Source organism: Acinetobacter sp. 148, from assembly GCF_031196675.1.
GTDB lineage: Bacteria > Pseudomonadota > Gammaproteobacteria > Pseudomonadales > Moraxellaceae > Acinetobacter > Acinetobacter baumannii.
The window spans coordinates 195,762-211,799 of record NZ_JAVIMT010000085.1 but is presented as its reverse complement, the minus strand read 5'-3'; the positions used below and the strand labels follow the sequence as shown (position 1 = coordinate 211,799).

14 protein-coding genes are annotated in these 16,038 nt (G+C 37.5%); 4 read left to right on the top strand and 10 right to left on the bottom strand.

Annotated elements, in window-relative coordinates; genetic code table 11:
* Positions 1-389 precede the first annotated feature (389 nt).
* Entirely contained in the window at positions 390-2,378 is a 1,989-nt protein-coding gene (tkt, locus tag RFX69_RS16365; RefSeq protein ID WP_289332445.1) for a transketolase, read from the top strand.
* Positions 2,379-2,431: 53 nt separating this feature from the next.
* Here tkt and RFX69_RS16360 read toward each other — a convergent pair whose 3' ends face one another.
* On the bottom strand, positions 2,432-2,839 hold the full coding sequence (locus tag RFX69_RS16360; protein WP_000248287.1) for an OsmC family protein: 408 nt from the start codon (positions 2,837-2,839) through the stop codon (positions 2,432-2,434).
* A gap of 214 nt (positions 2,840-3,053) precedes the next feature.
* Here RFX69_RS16360 and RFX69_RS16355 point away from each other — a divergent pair, with 214 nt between their 5' ends.
* Positions 3,054-3,644, top strand: a complete 591-nt coding sequence (locus RFX69_RS16355) for a YceI family protein (protein WP_000550331.1) — start codon at positions 3,054-3,056, stop codon at positions 3,642-3,644.
* A gap of 45 nt (positions 3,645-3,689) precedes the next feature.
* Here the strand turns inward: RFX69_RS16355 and RFX69_RS16350 are convergent, their stop codons facing one another.
* Positions 3,690-4,280, bottom strand: a complete 591-nt coding sequence (locus RFX69_RS16350) for a lecithin retinol acyltransferase family protein (RefSeq protein ID WP_001187976.1) — start codon at positions 4,278-4,280, stop codon at positions 3,690-3,692.
* 186 nt (positions 4,281-4,466) lie between these two features.
* On the opposite strand from RFX69_RS16350, the gene RFX69_RS16345 reads away from it, so the two are divergent.
* A complete protein-coding gene (locus tag RFX69_RS16345) occupies positions 4,467-5,213 on the top strand; it encodes a phosphodiester glycosidase family protein (protein WP_289332446.1) in 747 nt (248 codons plus the stop codon).
* A gap of 35 nt (positions 5,214-5,248) precedes the next feature.
* Here RFX69_RS16345 and RFX69_RS16340 read toward each other — a convergent pair whose 3' ends face one another.
* The 4 genes from RFX69_RS16340 to putA all read right to left on the bottom strand — a co-directional run bounded on the left by RFX69_RS16340 (position 5,249) and on the right by putA (position 11,248).
* Entirely contained in the window at positions 5,249-5,479 is a 231-nt protein-coding gene (locus RFX69_RS16340) for a hypothetical protein (RefSeq protein ID WP_000011679.1), read from the bottom strand.
* A gap of 248 nt (positions 5,480-5,727) precedes the next feature.
* Positions 5,728-6,813 (bottom strand): tRNA (uridine(54)-C5)-methyltransferase TrmA, encoded by a 1,086-nt coding sequence (gene trmA / locus RFX69_RS16335; RefSeq protein ID WP_000204676.1) that lies wholly within the window; start codon positions 6,811-6,813, stop codon positions 5,728-5,730.
* Positions 6,814-6,916: 103 nt separating this feature from the next.
* On the bottom strand, positions 6,917-7,390 hold the full coding sequence (locus RFX69_RS16330) for a GrpB family protein (protein ID WP_000575815.1): 474 nt from the start codon (positions 7,388-7,390) through the stop codon (positions 6,917-6,919).
* Between the two features lie 105 nt (positions 7,391-7,495).
* Entirely contained in the window at positions 7,496-11,248 is a 3,753-nt protein-coding gene (gene putA, locus RFX69_RS16325; protein ID WP_005128807.1) for a trifunctional transcriptional regulator/proline dehydrogenase/L-glutamate gamma-semialdehyde dehydrogenase, read from the bottom strand.
* 124 nt (positions 11,249-11,372) lie between these two features.
* On the opposite strand from putA, the gene RFX69_RS16320 reads away from it, so the two are divergent.
* Positions 11,373-11,861, top strand: coding sequence for an Lrp/AsnC ligand binding domain-containing protein (locus tag RFX69_RS16320; RefSeq protein ID WP_001014233.1), 489 nt, complete (start codon positions 11,373-11,375; stop codon positions 11,859-11,861).
* Between the two features lie 32 nt (positions 11,862-11,893).
* Here RFX69_RS16320 and putP read toward each other — a convergent pair whose 3' ends face one another.
* The 4 genes from putP to RFX69_RS16300 all read right to left on the bottom strand — a co-directional run bounded on the left by putP (position 11,894) and on the right by RFX69_RS16300 (position 16,031).
* On the bottom strand, positions 11,894-13,384 hold the full coding sequence (gene putP, locus RFX69_RS16315; RefSeq protein WP_000119795.1) for a sodium/proline symporter PutP: 1,491 nt from the start codon (positions 13,382-13,384) through the stop codon (positions 11,894-11,896).
* Between the two features lie 407 nt (positions 13,385-13,791).
* Positions 13,792-14,490, bottom strand: a complete 699-nt coding sequence (locus RFX69_RS16310; RefSeq protein WP_000164256.1) for a Sir2 family NAD-dependent protein deacetylase — start codon at positions 14,488-14,490, stop codon at positions 13,792-13,794.
* 102 nt (positions 14,491-14,592) lie between these two features.
* On the bottom strand, positions 14,593-14,967 hold the full coding sequence (gene gcvH, locus RFX69_RS16305) for a glycine cleavage system protein GcvH (protein ID WP_001016343.1): 375 nt from the start codon (positions 14,965-14,967) through the stop codon (positions 14,593-14,595).
* A 38-nt stretch (positions 14,968-15,005) separates the two neighbouring features.
* Entirely contained in the window at positions 15,006-16,031 is a 1,026-nt protein-coding gene (locus RFX69_RS16300) for an AraC family transcriptional regulator (protein WP_000705524.1), read from the bottom strand.
* Positions 16,032-16,038 lie beyond the last annotated feature (7 nt).

Here is a 16,038-nt window from a genome sequence, read left to right as displayed (position 1 = left end):
AATTGATATAGATAGATGAAAATTAATCATTTTTATATTAGAGTTTTAACAAAGTGTTTAAATTTTAAACATTTGATTTTGTTAAATATTAATCAAGAAGATTTAGATTATGAAGTGAAAAGCTATAAATAAAGAAAATAAATACAACTCTATATGTTGATTAAGAGGAAGAAGCTTACAATCGTTGAGCATGGAAATAAGCATAAATACTATTGTTTTACACAGCTTAAGAATCTAAATGTTTTTTGAGTAACCAAGAAATAGTTAAAAATAAAGAAATATACAGTGTTGGGGTTTACCCCTAGGCGTTTTTTTAAGACAATATAGCGGCATTGAATGGTTATTCATCTTCTTCTTTTCATCAATCTATTAAAATTGGATTCTGATCTATGACGACCCCTTTAAACGAACGTCGTATTGCAAACGCAATTCGTGTATTGGCAATGGATGCTGTGCAACAGGCAAACTCAGGGCATCCGGGTGCTCCAATGGGGATGGCAGATATTGCTGATGTCGTCTGGCGCGAGTTTTTAAATCACAACCCAAATAATCCACAATGGGCAAACCGTGACCGTTTTGTTTTATCAAATGGCCATGGTTCAATGTTGCAATATGCTTTGCTTCATTTAACAGGTTATGATCTTTCAATTGAAGATTTAAAACAATTCCGTCAATTGCACTCAAAAACTCCTGGTCACCCTGAATATGGTTACGCTCCAGGGATTGAAACAACGACAGGTCCTTTGGGTCAAGGTATTGCGAACGCTGTTGGTTTTGCATTAGCAGAAAAAACTTTAGCTGCTCAGTTTAATAAAGATGACTTAAAAGTAGTTGATCACTTTACCTATTGTTTCTTAGGTGATGGCTGTTTAATGGAAGGTATTTCTCATGAAGCATGTTCTTTAGCAGGTACTTTACAGCTTGGTAAATTGATTGCTTATTATGATGACAACGGCATTTCGATTGATGGTGAAGTAGAAGGCTGGTTCAGTGATGACACTGAAGAGCGTTTCAAGTCTTATGGTTGGCAAGTTCTTCGTGTAGATGGCCACGATGCTGATGCGATTCGTCAAGCAACAGTTGAAGCTAAAGCAGAAACTCAAAAACCAACGATTATTATTTGTAAAACAATTATTGGCTTAGGTTCTCCAAACAAGCAAGGTAAAGAAGACTGTCACGGTGCACCACTGGGTAAAGATGAAATTACCTTAACTCGTGAAGCTTTAGGTTGGACTGAAGAAGCATTTGTTATTCCTGCTGATGTATATGCTGCATGGGATGCTAAAGCAAAAGGTAATGAAGCTGAAGCAGCGTGGAATGAAGTATTTGCTCAATACCAAGCAAAATATCCAACGGAAGCGGCTGAGTTACTTCGTCGTATTAGCGGTGACTTACCAGCAGAATTTTCAGCTCAAGCAGATGCATTTATTCGTGAAACAAATGCTAAAGCTGAAACTGTAGCAACTCGTAAAGCGAGCCAAAACACATTACAAGCATTTGGTCCTTTATTACCTGAATTATTAGGTGGTTCTGCGGACTTGGCAGGTTCTAACTTAACACTTTGGAAAGGTTGCCAAGGCGTTCAAGAAAACCCGGCTGGTAACTACGTGTATTATGGTGTACGTGAGTTCGGTATGACTGCAATCGCTAACGGTGTTGCATTGCATGGCGGCTTCATTCCTTACGTTGCAACGTTCTTAATGTTTATGGAATATGCACGTAATGCGGTACGTATGTCTGCATTAATGAAACAGCGCGTGATTCATGTGTATACACATGACTCAATCGGTTTAGGTGAAGATGGTCCAACACACCAACCAATTGAACAAATTGCTTCTTTACGTGGTACACCAAACTTAAATACTTGGCGTCCTGCTGATACTGTAGAAACAGCGATTGCGTGGAAATCTGCTTTAGAGCGTAAAGATGGACCTACAGCACTTATTTTCTCTCGTCAAAACTTACCATTCCAAACGCGTACTGAAGAGCAAATCCAGAATGCGGCAAAAGGTGGTTATGTTCTTGCTCAAGAGAAAGGTGAGTTGAAAGCAATTATTATTGCTACTGGTTCAGAAGTTTCTTTAGCAATGGAAGCTTATGCTCAACTTGAAGGTGTTCGTGTTGTTTCTATGCCATGTGCAGAAGAGTTCATGAAACAAGATGCTGCATATCGTGAAGCAGTATTACCAGCTCACATTCGTGCACGTGTTGCTGTAGAAGCTGCTCACGTTGACTACTGGTGGAAGTTTGTTGGCCTTGATGGCAAAGTAATTGGTATGACAACTTATGGTGAGTCAGCACCAGCAAAAGACTTGTTCCAATTCTTCGGTATTACAACTGAGGCTGTAGTTGCTGCGGTAAAAGAGTTAACTGCTTAACCTTTTGAGCAGAATAAAAAGCGTCCCGATTGGGGCGCTTTTTTATGGGCTATTTAAATGTTAAGTTCAGTTTGGATCGTAATATTAGAAGTTAAAAGCTTATGAATAGGGCAGTTTTCAGCAACTTTTAATAATCTTTTATGCTGATCCTCAGTAAATTCACCTTTTAGAGTAATTTTACGCTCAATATTATTTTGACCTGCTTCTGGATCACCATTTGGATTTAATGCTAAATCAACTTGTACATGCTCAATTTTGATGCCTTTGTGATTTGCATACATCTCTAGTGTAATTGTAGTGCAAGCTCCTAAAGCCGATAATAAAAGCTGAACCGGATTTGGAGCTGTATCTCGTCCACCTTTATCGGTGGGTTCATCTGCAAACCATTGATGGCCTGAAGGATCGGTAAGCGTTACTCGATAAGGAGTAGAAGTACTTTGTGCTTGGGCAGTGTTAACCATGTTTTACCTTGTTATTTATCAATAAAATCGTAGTAAAAATTAATAAATCTGAAAGCTTCGAATAGAAGAATATCTATACTTTATAATATGGTTTTTGAATAACAACTGTAACGCTTTTATTGTTGCATGGATGAAACATATCGTTTTATAAAGAATAGTGAATTAAATTACTTGATGTATACACTAACGACTATATCAATAAAGGATACGAAAAATGCATCTTAAAACATTAAGCTTCGGTTTAGCAGTAGCATTGGCAAGTACAGTTACATTAGCTGCACCAGTGGACTATAAAATTGATCCAACACACACAGCTACTGTTTTCTCGTGGAATCACTTCGGTTTTTCAACCCCAAGTGCTAACTTCTCGGACATCCAAGGTGTAATTAAAGTTGACAATGCTAAACCAGCAAACTCATCTGTAAATGTGACCATTCCTTTAAGCAGTGTGAATACCAATGTACCTGCTTTAGATAAAGAGTTCCAAGAAGAAGCTTGGTTTAATGCGGCTAAATACCCAAACATTACTTTCAAAAGTACGAAAGTAGAAACTAAAGATAAAAAACATTTTAAAATTACTGGTGATTTGACTGTTAAAGGTATCACTAAGCCAGTTGTACTTGATGCTGTCTTAAATAAGCAAGGCGAGCACCCAATGGCAAAAGTTCCAGCGATTGGTTTTAACGCGACAACTTCGTTCAATCGCTCTGACTTTGGTTTAGGTAACTATGTACCAAACGTGGGTGATAAGATCACTGTAAACATTACAACTGAAGCAACTGCGGCTAGTGCAGCTAAAAAATAAGTTGTAAGTTTTCTAAAAAAGTCCTCAACTTGAGGACTTTTTTAATTAGATAGTTTCTTTTTTATCTGGTTCTATAAAGACTAAAGGTGAGGTTGGGTCTATATTTCTTTTTTCGGCTTTTTCTCTTAGAAATTGATAAGTCGGAATATTCATTTTTGCCTGATCACGTAATTTCTTTTTAATATAAAGAACAAGAGCAAAGCAGGTGGTTGCTACGGTTAGCATCATGCCATTCATATAGCTCATGATTGAACTCACGTAACCAATGGTGGTTAAACGATGCATCATACGCTCAACTTGAGTACTACTTTCGATACCAGTAATCGCCCAACTGCATAAATGCTCACAATTATTAATAATCAAATGATAATGGTTTTCATGCATACGTGAACGCATACGTCGTACAACAACTTTTCCTCTGTAGCGTGGTGCATCGTAAGAACGTACATGAATTTTCTTGCCATGCGAAAAGGCATCTAGGGAAGTGATTTCAATGGGCCGTTTTTTGATGAAATGTGCGAGGCCCGAATAATGAATAACTCGACCTCTCCCAGCATAGATACCATGATGGCTATAGCCGAGATGTTTTACAATAAGATGAGCCCCTAAAGGGTAGCGTTTATTTGTTTGTTGCATATTCACGCTGATCCAATAAAGTTTAATCACTTTTATACAAAGCTGTGACTATTATAACGAATATAGTTGTGTTCTAGTGTATTGATTAGGTGGAATAAGCGACTTTCGGGTATATATCACTTCAAACATTTTTTATTTAATAAAGTGTGTTTATGAAAATAAAATGACATCTAAGGTTTGGCATTAATGAAAATACTAGTACTGTGTATCGTGAACTTCATAATCTTTACACAATCCGCTTTAGCACTAGAGTATCGACAGATTAGAAATACTACTGATGATCAGTTTGAGGTAATTGAAATTTCTAATTTAGAACAATTACGCTTATTTTTGAAAAATCCGCAAACTCATCAATATTATAAAAGTTTCGACAATATTCAATATCAACTTAAAGCATGTGAAGAGCTTACTTTTGCGATGAATGGAGGCATGTTCCATTCCGGTTTTTCTCCAGTAGGACTATATATTGAAAACGGACGAGAGAACCAACCTTTAAATGAAGATAAAGGCTGGGGAAACTTCTTTTTGCAGCCTAATGGAGTTTTAGCATGGAATGACAAACAAGCCGTTATATTGACAACTGAACAATATAAAGCAAAAGTTTTTCAACCCGATTATGCTACGCAGTCCGGCCCTATGTTAGTGATTAATGGCAAAATAAATCCCTTATTCCTAGCAAATAGTGATTCAAAGAAAATACGTAATGGGGTAGGTATAAAAAATAATAAATTGTATTTTGTGATATCTAAAAATAGAGTGAATTTCTATAGTTTTGCTCAGTTCTTCCAAAAAAATCTTGAAGTCGAGCAAGCTCTATACCTTGACGGTTCTATCTCTAGTTTATATTTGCACAAGAATAATCGAAATGATAAAAGATTTAATATGGGGCCTATTATTGGATGGGTGGATCAGGCAGATTGTAGACCCAAGTAAAATATAAAAAAGCCAGTACAAGACTGGCTTTTTAATTAATGAATAGATGGTTTTTGAGTGAGTTCATTTAACTCTTTTCGGCTATAACCACGGGAAATAAGAACTTTCTTGATTCCCTTAATGACATCTTCATCAGTCGCTTGCGCAAGCGCACTTAGAAGTTGTTCATTAGTTTTACATGAGCAGTCATTTTCAACACAAGCAGTTTGGTTTTTATGCTCGTTATGCTGTTGATCTGCCAAGAACAGCTTTTGCCAAAAACTCATAGAGCCTTCATATACAACCTAACATAGCTCGAAATATAGCCAATATAAATTAAAATACAAGACTCTATATGTGATAAATCCACCAGTTGAACTAGAGAATTTTCGATAGTAATGGTCGAGTTAAACGAAATTATGACGAATAGATGACTTGATATTTTTTTAAAATTTAAATACTTAATTAAAAGACTTTGAAAAATAAGGAGATATTTTATCTCCTTATAAAATAGGGTTACATTGAAAAATTTTGTTTAAATCTTCTCAAGTAAGACACCAGACTCTACATGATGCGTATAAGGGAACTGATCAAATAAAGCAAACTTAGTAACGCGATGAGTTTGAGTGAGCGTTTTTAAATTTTCATATAAAGTGTCGGGGTTGCATGAAATGTAGATAATACGTTCAAAGCCCTGCAATAGTTTTAAAGTTTCATCGTCAATTCCTGCGCGTGGAGGATCAACGAATACCGTATCGAAGTCGTAGCTTTGAATATCAATATCTGCTTCTTGTAGACGGCGGAATTCACGTTCACCTTGATAGGCTTGAGTGAACTCTTCAGCCGATAGGCGAGCTACTTGAATATTATCAATCTGGTTCTGTTCGATATTCCACTGCGCCGCATAAACTGATGATTTTGCAAGTTCAGTCGCAAGTACTCTTTCAAATTTTAAAGAGAGTGGAAGCGTGAAATTACCATTACCACAATAAAGTTCTAATAGGTGTTTTTTTGATCCTTCAGCTGCATCACATGCCCATTGCAGCATTTTTTTGCAAACTTGTGCATTAGGCTGCGTAAAGCTACTTTCGATTTGTTTGTATTTAAATGAACGGTTTAAAAGTTCAAATTCTTCTACAACAAAGTCATCGCCAATAACAATTTTCTGGCCGCGGCTACGGCCCATAATTTTAATATTTAATTTTTCAGCAAGTGCTTTAGCTGCTTGTTCCCATTCCTGATTAAGCTTACGGTGATAAATCAAGGTAACTAACATTTCTCCGCTTAAAGTTGCGAGAAAGTCAATTTCAAATAAACGCTGAGAAAGTAAAGAGTTGGCTTTAAGTTCTGCTAAAAGGAGTGGCATTAAGTCATTAATGCTTTTATCTGCAATAGGAAACTCATCTATACGTACAACGGTTTTTTGCTTGCCATCATCATTACGTTCAAACATGGCATAAAACATATCATTTTCTGTATGCCAGATACGAAATTCAGCACGCATACGGAAATGTTGTTCAGGCGATTCAAACACTTCTAATGTAGGCGGTGTAAATTCAGAAAATTGAGTAGTAATGCGATCAATTTTAGCTTGAAGTTGTTGACGATAAGAAGAAGTCATAGACAAAGAAAATTTAGACAGAATCAAATGGTGAATGGTACCAAAAAATTGAGCTTAAAGGAGCCAATTTTAGTTAGTTATTCATAAAGAAAAAATACTTACACTAGGAGTGACTTAAAACGCGTTCAATAAAATTAGATTTTACTGCTCTATATTGGTCATGATCTAAGTGAGTGGACTCTAACTTTAATTGATTATATTCATTAACTAATGTTGGAGAAGCTATAAGCTTATCTCTAAAGGTTAAGAAAAATGTGAATATTGAACCGGTTACTACAACTTGAAAGGCAACATCATCGTTGTTGAGTGACTCGAGCATGCAAAGCTCATTTGTTCTTAATGTATTTTGCTTTTCTATAAAATTAAGCGTTTTTAACTGTTCTATTGCAAACTCAAATTGATCGGGTAGAACCTCAATATAAATGTCTAAATCACCTTTTGAGAATGCATTAGGTATTGCAGATGAACCTATATGCTCAATTTGGGCAGATGGTAGCAGAGCGGAAATTTGTTTTCGGTATAAGTTAAAAAGCTGAGTGCATTTTTTTTGGTATTGTTCTGGTTCAAAAAAAATCATTATTAAAAACTCAAATTGATAAAATTTATATATTTAAGAATAGATTATTTTATTAAACAAAAAAGCCCAAATATCGTAATTTGGGCTTTTTAGAAAATTACTTAATTATTCAGACATTGTCATTAAGCTTGCATTACCGCCAGCCGCAGCTGTATTTACGCTAATTGCACGTTCAATTACCAAACGTTCAAGTGGAATCGACTCATTTGGTTCAACATGAGTAATACCAACAATTGCGCCAGAACGGCTAGCAATTTCTTGCTGTAATGAGAAGATCTCTTCGCGGTTGCCATGATGTAAAACTGCATCAAAATCATCTGTAGTGATGTTTTTAATGGTAGTAATCGCATCAAGTACATCTTTTGGCAACGTTTGTTTATGTTTTGCCAATAATGGACTATTTGGCATTACAGCAGCTTGGCTGCCAACTGCAAAGATTGCAAGTAACTGATGCAATTGATCTTGTTCTGTATCAGCAATTGAAAGAACACGATGACGCGGCAAAATAATATATTGGTTACTTTCCCCAGTAGGGCCTTGTAACTCATAAAACTTACCAACACCAAAAGGTTCAATTTCACGGTTTGCTTGTGGTAAATGTTGTTTCGCCCAGTTTTGTAAGCTTTGATAAACCTCACGGTTAAAGCCTTCAAAAATGGTTTGCTCATTTTTTACCGCAAATGGAGTTGCTAATACTTTGTTAGAACAATGCTGCATTAAGCGATACATATAAAGAGGGCCACCCGCTTTAGGGCCTGTACCAGATAAACCTTCACCACCGAATGGTTGTACGCCAACAACAGCACCAACAATATTACGGTTGATATAAAGGTTACCCACTTCAGCATGTTGAATTACGGTTTGGATGGTTTCATCAATACGGGTATGAAGACCCATAGTTAAACCATAACCTTTAGCGTTGATTCTTGAGATGAGTTGCTCAAGTTCACCATACTTATAGGTAATGATGTGTAAAACCGGACCAAAAACTTCACGTTGTAAGTCATCAAGATTAGGAAGTTCAATTGCTGTTGGCACAACAAAAGTTCCTTTATCTAATTCTGTTTGGCTTGTTGCACCAAACATCAATTGATGTACCGGATAACCCTTCGATTTCATTTTCTGGATGTGCTGGTCAATCGTCTGTTTTGCTTCGTCATCAATAACAGGACCAATGTCAGTTTTTAAAATTGCAGGGTTACCTACGATCAACTGTTGCATTGCACCTTTAAGCATTTTAATAACGGTTGCAGCACTGTCTTCTTGTACACATAAAATACGTAAAGCAGAGCAGCGTTGACCTGCGCTATCAAAAGCAGAACTTACAACATCTAATACAACTTGTTCAGTTAAAGCAGATGAGTCAACAATCATTGCATTTTGACCGCCAGTCTCTGCAATGAGCGGAATAGATTGACCATTTTCAGATAAACGTTTTGCAACGGTCTTCTGTAAAATTTTTGCAACTTCAGTCGAGCCAGTAAACATGATGCCATTGATACGGCTATCTTGGCTGAGCTGAGCACCTACTGTTTCACCGCGGCCAGGAAGTAGCTGTACAGCACCATGTGGAATACCAGCTTCCCATAAAATCTGAACTGCTTGGGCTGCGATCAATGGAGTTTGTTCAGCTGGTTTAGCAATAACACAGTTACCACTGACTAATGCCGCAGCAATTTGACCTGAGAAAATTGCAAGAGGGAAGTTCCATGGGCTAATACAAAGTACAGTACCTAAAGGCTGAATAACTGTATTTGCAGGAAGATTTTCAACTTGGGTTGCATAGTAACGTAGGAAATCTACAGCCTCACGAACTTCTGCAATCGCATTGGCATAAGTTTTACCACTTTCACGGCAAAGTAATACCATCAACTCTTGAATACGGCTTTCCATGAGGTCAGCTGCGTGTTTTAAGTATTGAGCGCGTTGATCCTTAGGCGTATTTGACCATTCTGATTGGGTTTGTTCAGCTGCAGTAAGAGCGATTTCGACATGCTTAAGATCAGCTTCTTGTACATAACCAACAATTTCATCATTTTGTGCTGGGTTTGTAATTGCAACAGAATGACCTTGTTCTAAAGAATCAGCATTAGCCAACAACGGATGGCTTTGCCAAATACGATTACGTAATTCTTGAGCTGTGCTATCTAAAGCTGCAAGTGGGGTGTCATTTGCTAAGTCATAACCTTTAGAGTTTTTACGAAGCGTTCCGTACATATCTAAAGGTAGTGGAATTGATGGATGTTTTAAACCAACTGAACCTTCAAGCTTAGCTGCATTACGAATATCATAAATTGGAGACTGGATAAGATCTTCAACTTTAAGTGTTTTATCGGCAATACGGTTAACAAATGAAGTATTCGCGCCATTTTCAAGTAAACGACGGACTAAATAAGCTAACAATGTTTCGTGGTTACCAACCGGAGCATAAATACGGCATGGCACGCCTAATTTATTTTGCTCACGTGGACCAACAACTTGTTCATAAAGCGGCTCGCCCATACCATGTAAGCATTGGAACTCATATTGACCAGCGTAATATTTGCTTGGGTCTGCTAAATGATAGATCGTTGCTAAAGTTTGAGCATTATGCGTCGCAAATTGCGGATAAATAAATTCTGGTGCTGCAAGTAATTTTTTAGCACAAGCGATATAAGACAAGTCAGTATGAACTTTACGTGTAAAGACAGGGTAGTCATCCATACCTTCGATTTGTGCTTTCTTAATTTCGCTATCCCAATATGCGCCTTTTACAAGACGGATCATCAGACGCTTTTGGCTACGCTTAGCAAGGTCAATAATATAATCAACCACAAAGAAGCAGCGTTTTTGATAAGCTTGAATTACGAAACCAATGCCTTTCCAGTTAGCAAGTTCTGGCTCAAAACAAAGACGCTCAAGTAACTCAAGAGAAATTTCTAAACGCTCTGATTCTTCTGCATCGATATTTAAACCAATATTGTACTGTTTAGCTAAACGAGCGAGTTCAAATACTTTGCCGTAGAGTTCTTTGTGAACACGTTCAATTTGCGCACGTTGGTAACGTGGATGTAAAGCTGAAAGCTTAATTGAGATACCAGGGCCATCATATACGCCTTTACCATTAGACGCTTTACCAATTGCATGAATGGCTTGTGTGTAATCATTAAAGTAACGTTCAGCATCATGGTCGGTTAAGGCAGCTTCACCTAACATGTCATAAGAATAGCGGAAACCTTTATCCTCAAGTACTTTTGCATGGTCGACAGCTTCTTCGATGGTTTCACCAGTCACAAACTGTTCACCCATCATACGCATTGCAACGTCAACTGCTTTACGAATAATGCCACGGCCACTACGTGCTAAAAGTCCAGTAAGTACACTTGAAAGACTGGTTTGCTTTGGTGTTTCCATAAGCTTACCAGTTAACATGAGACCCCATGCAGCAGCATTCACAAACATTAAGCTGCTTTGGCCAACATGTTCTTTCCAGTTACCTTGATTGATTTTATCGCGAATGAGCAAATCACGTGTTGCTGTGTCTGGAATACGAAGCAAAGCTTCAGCAAGACACATGAGCGCCACGCCTTCTTGTGAAGAAAGAGAAAATTCTTGTAATAACCCTTGAACAATACCTGCTTTACCTGAAGAAGTCTTACGTTCACGTAAATTATGGGCAAGGTTAAATGCAAGGTCATAAATTTTATGATCTAAATCATCAGATACCGCAGCAGCTTGTAATAGCTCTTCTACAGCTTCAGGTTCGGCACGTCGCCAAGCTGTATTAATGCGTTGTTCAAACTCACTTTTATCGTTGAATTCGGTGATATAGCCTTGGTGAGATTTATCCATTTGATGAAAAGTATCCATTGTGTTCATATCTATTTCCGCCAACCAGCTCTCGTAAACTCATCTTGAGTAGAGAGGTTTAGATAATTTATCATTACAGAAGAAACACCGAATAACTCACTATATTTTGCCCATTTTTTAGAGGAAAATTCAGATGAATGGCCCATTATTAAGCCTTGATCGCACCGATTTAAAAATTTTGGATATTCTTCAAACAGATGGGCGTATTTCCAACAGCAAATTAGCTGAACTCGTCAATTTGTCTCCAACAGCAGTTATGGCACGAGTACAGAAGCTCACCAAAGATGAATTCATCTTAGGTTATGAAGCTAAATTAAATCCAGTTAAGTTAAATGCAAATTTTTTGGTTTTTGTCGAAGTCTTACTTGATAAAACCACACCTAATGTTTTAGATGAGTTTATTGACGCAGTCGTGCATTATCCAGAAATCGTTGAATGCCATATGGTTAGTGGGGGATTTGATTTTTTAATTAAATTACGCAGTGGAAGTATGGAGGAGTTTCGACGTATCGCAGGGCAAGTGCTATGGCAATTACCCGGTGTAAAAGAGACTCGTAGTTATCCCGTGATGCAAGTTGTGAAAGATAGTTCAAAAATTAAAATCAAAACTAAAAATAAATAAGGGGCCGAAGCCCCTTTATTTATTTCAATGAGTTATGTACTTTCTTTATAGAGTTTATCTGCTTGCTCAAAGCGACCAGTCACATCAGAGTTTGGCGCTTTGCTGATCAAGCTTACTACGATGATGCTGATAAATGCACAGATAAAGCCTGGAATAATTTCGTAAACACCAGTGCTTGCGAAAAGGTTTTTCCAACCGATTACAACAACAGCACCTACGATCATACCTGCTAAAGCACCTTCTAAAGTCATACGTTTCCAGAACAATGACAAGATGATGAGTGGCCCAAATGCAGCACCAAAACCAGCCCAAGCATAAGCAACAAGGCCAAGAACTTTACTGTCAGGGTTACCCGCAAGCACAATTGCTAGAACGGCAATTGCAAGAACCATGATACGCCCAACCCATACAAGCTCTTTTTGAGATGCATTTTTACGAATGAAGCCTTTGTACAAATCTTCAGTTAGTGCACTTGAACATACCAAAAGCTGACAGCTTAATGTACTCATAACCGCAGCTAAAATAGCAGCTAGAATGATACCGACAATCCATGGATTAAATAAAATTTTAGTCAATTCCATAAATACAGTTTCAGGGTTTTTACTTACCACACCTGCAAGTTCAGGGTGTTGCTGGAAGTAAGCAATACCAAAGAAACCAGCACCGACAGCACCGACTAAACATAAAATCATCCAGGTCATACCGATACGGCGAGCAGCAGGAATTGATTTTACAGAGTCAGCAGCCATGAAACGTACAAGGATATGCGGTTGGCCAAAATAGCCTAAGCCCCAAGCCATGGAAGATAAAACGGCCACCACACTTAAATCAGAAATGATGTTAAATGCATGTGGACGAGCAGTTTCAATAAGCGTCACAAACTGAGTTGTGTCACCAATTGCGAGGTAAGTCACGATTGGAGTGAGCAAGAGGGCAAAAATCATTAAGCCCGCTTGGAAAGTATCAGTCCAGCTAATTGCTAAGAAACCACCAATACAAACATAACTGATTGTTGCAATAGCACTTAACCAGATGGCGGTGGTATATGACATACCGAATAAATTTTCAAATAAACGGGCACCAGCTACCATGCCTGAAGCACAGTAAATAGCGAAGAAAACCAAGATAATAACGGCAGAGAAAATACGAAGTATCTTTTTCTGGTCATCAAATCGACTTGTAAAATAATCTGGCAGAGTGAGTGCATTATTTTGGATTTCAGTATGAACGCGTAATCGACCAGCAACCAGTAACCAGTTAAGCCAAGCACCGATAATTAGACCAATTGCAATCCACGCTTCAGATAAACCAGAAAGATAAATCGCTCCTGGTAAGCCCATGAGTAACCAACCACTCATGTCCGATGCGCCTGCGGATAATGCAGTAACGAAACTGCCTAAACTACGACCACCAAGAATATAATCAGAGAAGTCGCTTGTAGCACGGTAGGCAAATAAGCCGATAAGTACCATTGCTACGATGTACACCATAAACATGATGAGGGTGGGATCAAAATAACTCATAATGGATGTGTGTCCTTATATCCATAATCCGTGATTGTAACCTAATCCAGGTCGCTGTTTTCTTGTACGGCATTTCAAGAGGTTGAGATTCAACCATAAAAGAATTTTTTTGCTCTGTTATCTTTGTGATGTATTTTATGTATCTTTATGTAAACAAGTGTAACTTTGATTACATATTAAATTTAGTTTAATAAAATCAATTAATTATGAATTTAAAATAATATAAAAACTTATTAAAAAACTAATAATTTAAAAAATCTAAGAGTTAAATTCAGTTTTTTAGTTACAAAAATAATAATGACAGCATGTCTTTTAAGAAAAGTTATTATTTAGATGAATAATTTCTCATCAATTTTACGCGAAAAAAATGGTTTTAATAAGAAAAAAAGAATATCAAAAGAGGAATATTAACTCGTCAATTGATTAAATAACTCGTGCATACCTTCTGTAGCCGTCATATTTAATAATTTATATTGAGGTGGAACACGAGAATGATCTGCTTGGGGATCTATATAATACGCTTTGGAATAATGAGGAATCTCATGGACCAAGGCGGCAACTGGATATACGCTTAATGTTGACCCGATTACAATAAAAATATCAGCACTTTGTACTAAACGAATTGCTTCTTCATAAGCAGGTACAGCTTCACCAAACCAAACGACATGAGGTCGAAGCGGGTAACCATTTGGACAAAAGTCCTGTTCTAAATCGAGCTTCCAACCATTAACTTCATAAAATTGAGTTGTATATTGTGCATCTGGCCCAGAACTTTTCGCTAGTCGAATATTGCCATGTAGATGTAAGACATTTTGGCTTCCAGCACGCTCATGTAGATCATCAATATTTTGTGTAATGACTTGTACATCATAATGGTCTTGTAGTTTAGCAATATATTGATGAGCTTCGTTCGGCTGGGCTTCTAAAATATTTTTACGACGTTCGTTGTAAAAGCGTTGAACTAAAGCTGGATTTCTTTCCCACGCTTCGGGAGTGGCAACTTGTTGTATATCATAATTTTCCCAGAGACCATTACTATCGCGGAAAGTACTAATTCCACTTTCTGCACTCATACCGGCGCCGGAAAATACCACAAGTTTTGTCATATGAATGACCCATTCATGAATTTGGTTTTTAAATCTGATCTATACATATATAAAAAAACCAGTTAAATCTAAACTGGTTTTTTTATTAAAACTATATCTATATTATAGACCAGCTTCATACTCTGCATTTGTTAAAAGTTTTTCAACATCTGCAATATTGTCTGGTTTGATTTTATAAATCCAGCCTTTGCCATATGGATCTTCATTTACAAAATCCGGATCATCTTCAAGATCAGTATTAACTTCTACTACTGTACCAGAGACAGGGGCATGAATATCAGAAGCAGTTTTAACTGATTCAACAACTCCGGCTTGTTCGCCAGCTGTTACTTGGCTACCCACTTCAGGAGTTTCAACATAGACCAAATCTCCAAGCTCATCTTGTGCATGGTCGGTAATCCCTGTAATAACAAGGTCTCCTTCAATTTTTACCCACTCATGTGTACGTGCATACTTCAATTCTGAAGGATGGTTCATGACAACTCCTTAAGCTTGTGTCCAATATTTTAATAACATTATAAATAGGGGTCTTTGCGCCAGTTGCTCGGACTGCGACCGCTCCAGCGTTTAAAAGCGCGACTGAAATTTGCGACATCCGAGTAACCAAGTTCATCTGCAATTTGTTCAAGACTATAATCTGTACGCGAAAGCAGAGAGGTCGCATGACGATATCGAACTTCATCTACTAAAGTAGAAAATGAAGTACCTTCGGCTGCCAATTGTCGCTTTAAGGTACGATCTGACATATGTAAATATTCTGCTACATTCTCTATGCTTAAGTAATGTTGTTCAGAATTACTTAAAATATCACGTACACGCATGGCTAGACGTCGGCGTTCACCTAAAGCAGATAGTTCCGCTTCACATTGGTTAATAGCAATTTGACTTGCGATTGGATCGGCATTAACTAACTTAAAACCTAAATATTTTTTATCAAAACTAGAGATTAGATGAGGCTGGTTAAAGCGGATGGTGCTGCTTAGCTTGCTTCTATACTTATCAAAACCTTCCGGTTCTGGAAAGTCTAAATCAACATCGCCCGCTAAATCTTCAATACCCGTAATCGCTTTAGCCATGGTCATAATACCAATAGTTAAACCTAAAACGATCTCAGTACGAAGAGGCTCTAACTCAATATCACATTGCAATTGTAATGTGGCTTTTGGTCCGAAAGTAGAAAAATATAATTGTAAAAAAGGTAAGCGTAATTGGATAAAACGGGCAGCGAGAGCAATCGCTTCTGTAATATCTTTTGCTGTCATTATCGCGTAGCCAATAAATCCGTGAATGGAAATACGCATTTGAGTGCCAATATGATAACCCAGTGTACTTTCACCGGTAAGATTTAAGGCATGTTTGACCAGCTCATTTGCTACGGGTGTTGAAATACGATATTCAGGATCGGCCAATTGCTCACTAGTAAGATGAAAAGGAGCAAATAATGTTTCATCGTTGTATCCCCAACGTGAAACTACATCTAATAGCAATAAGCCATAGACTCCTGGAATACCTTGATCTTGACGAGCTGAGGTAATTTTCATATGCGTT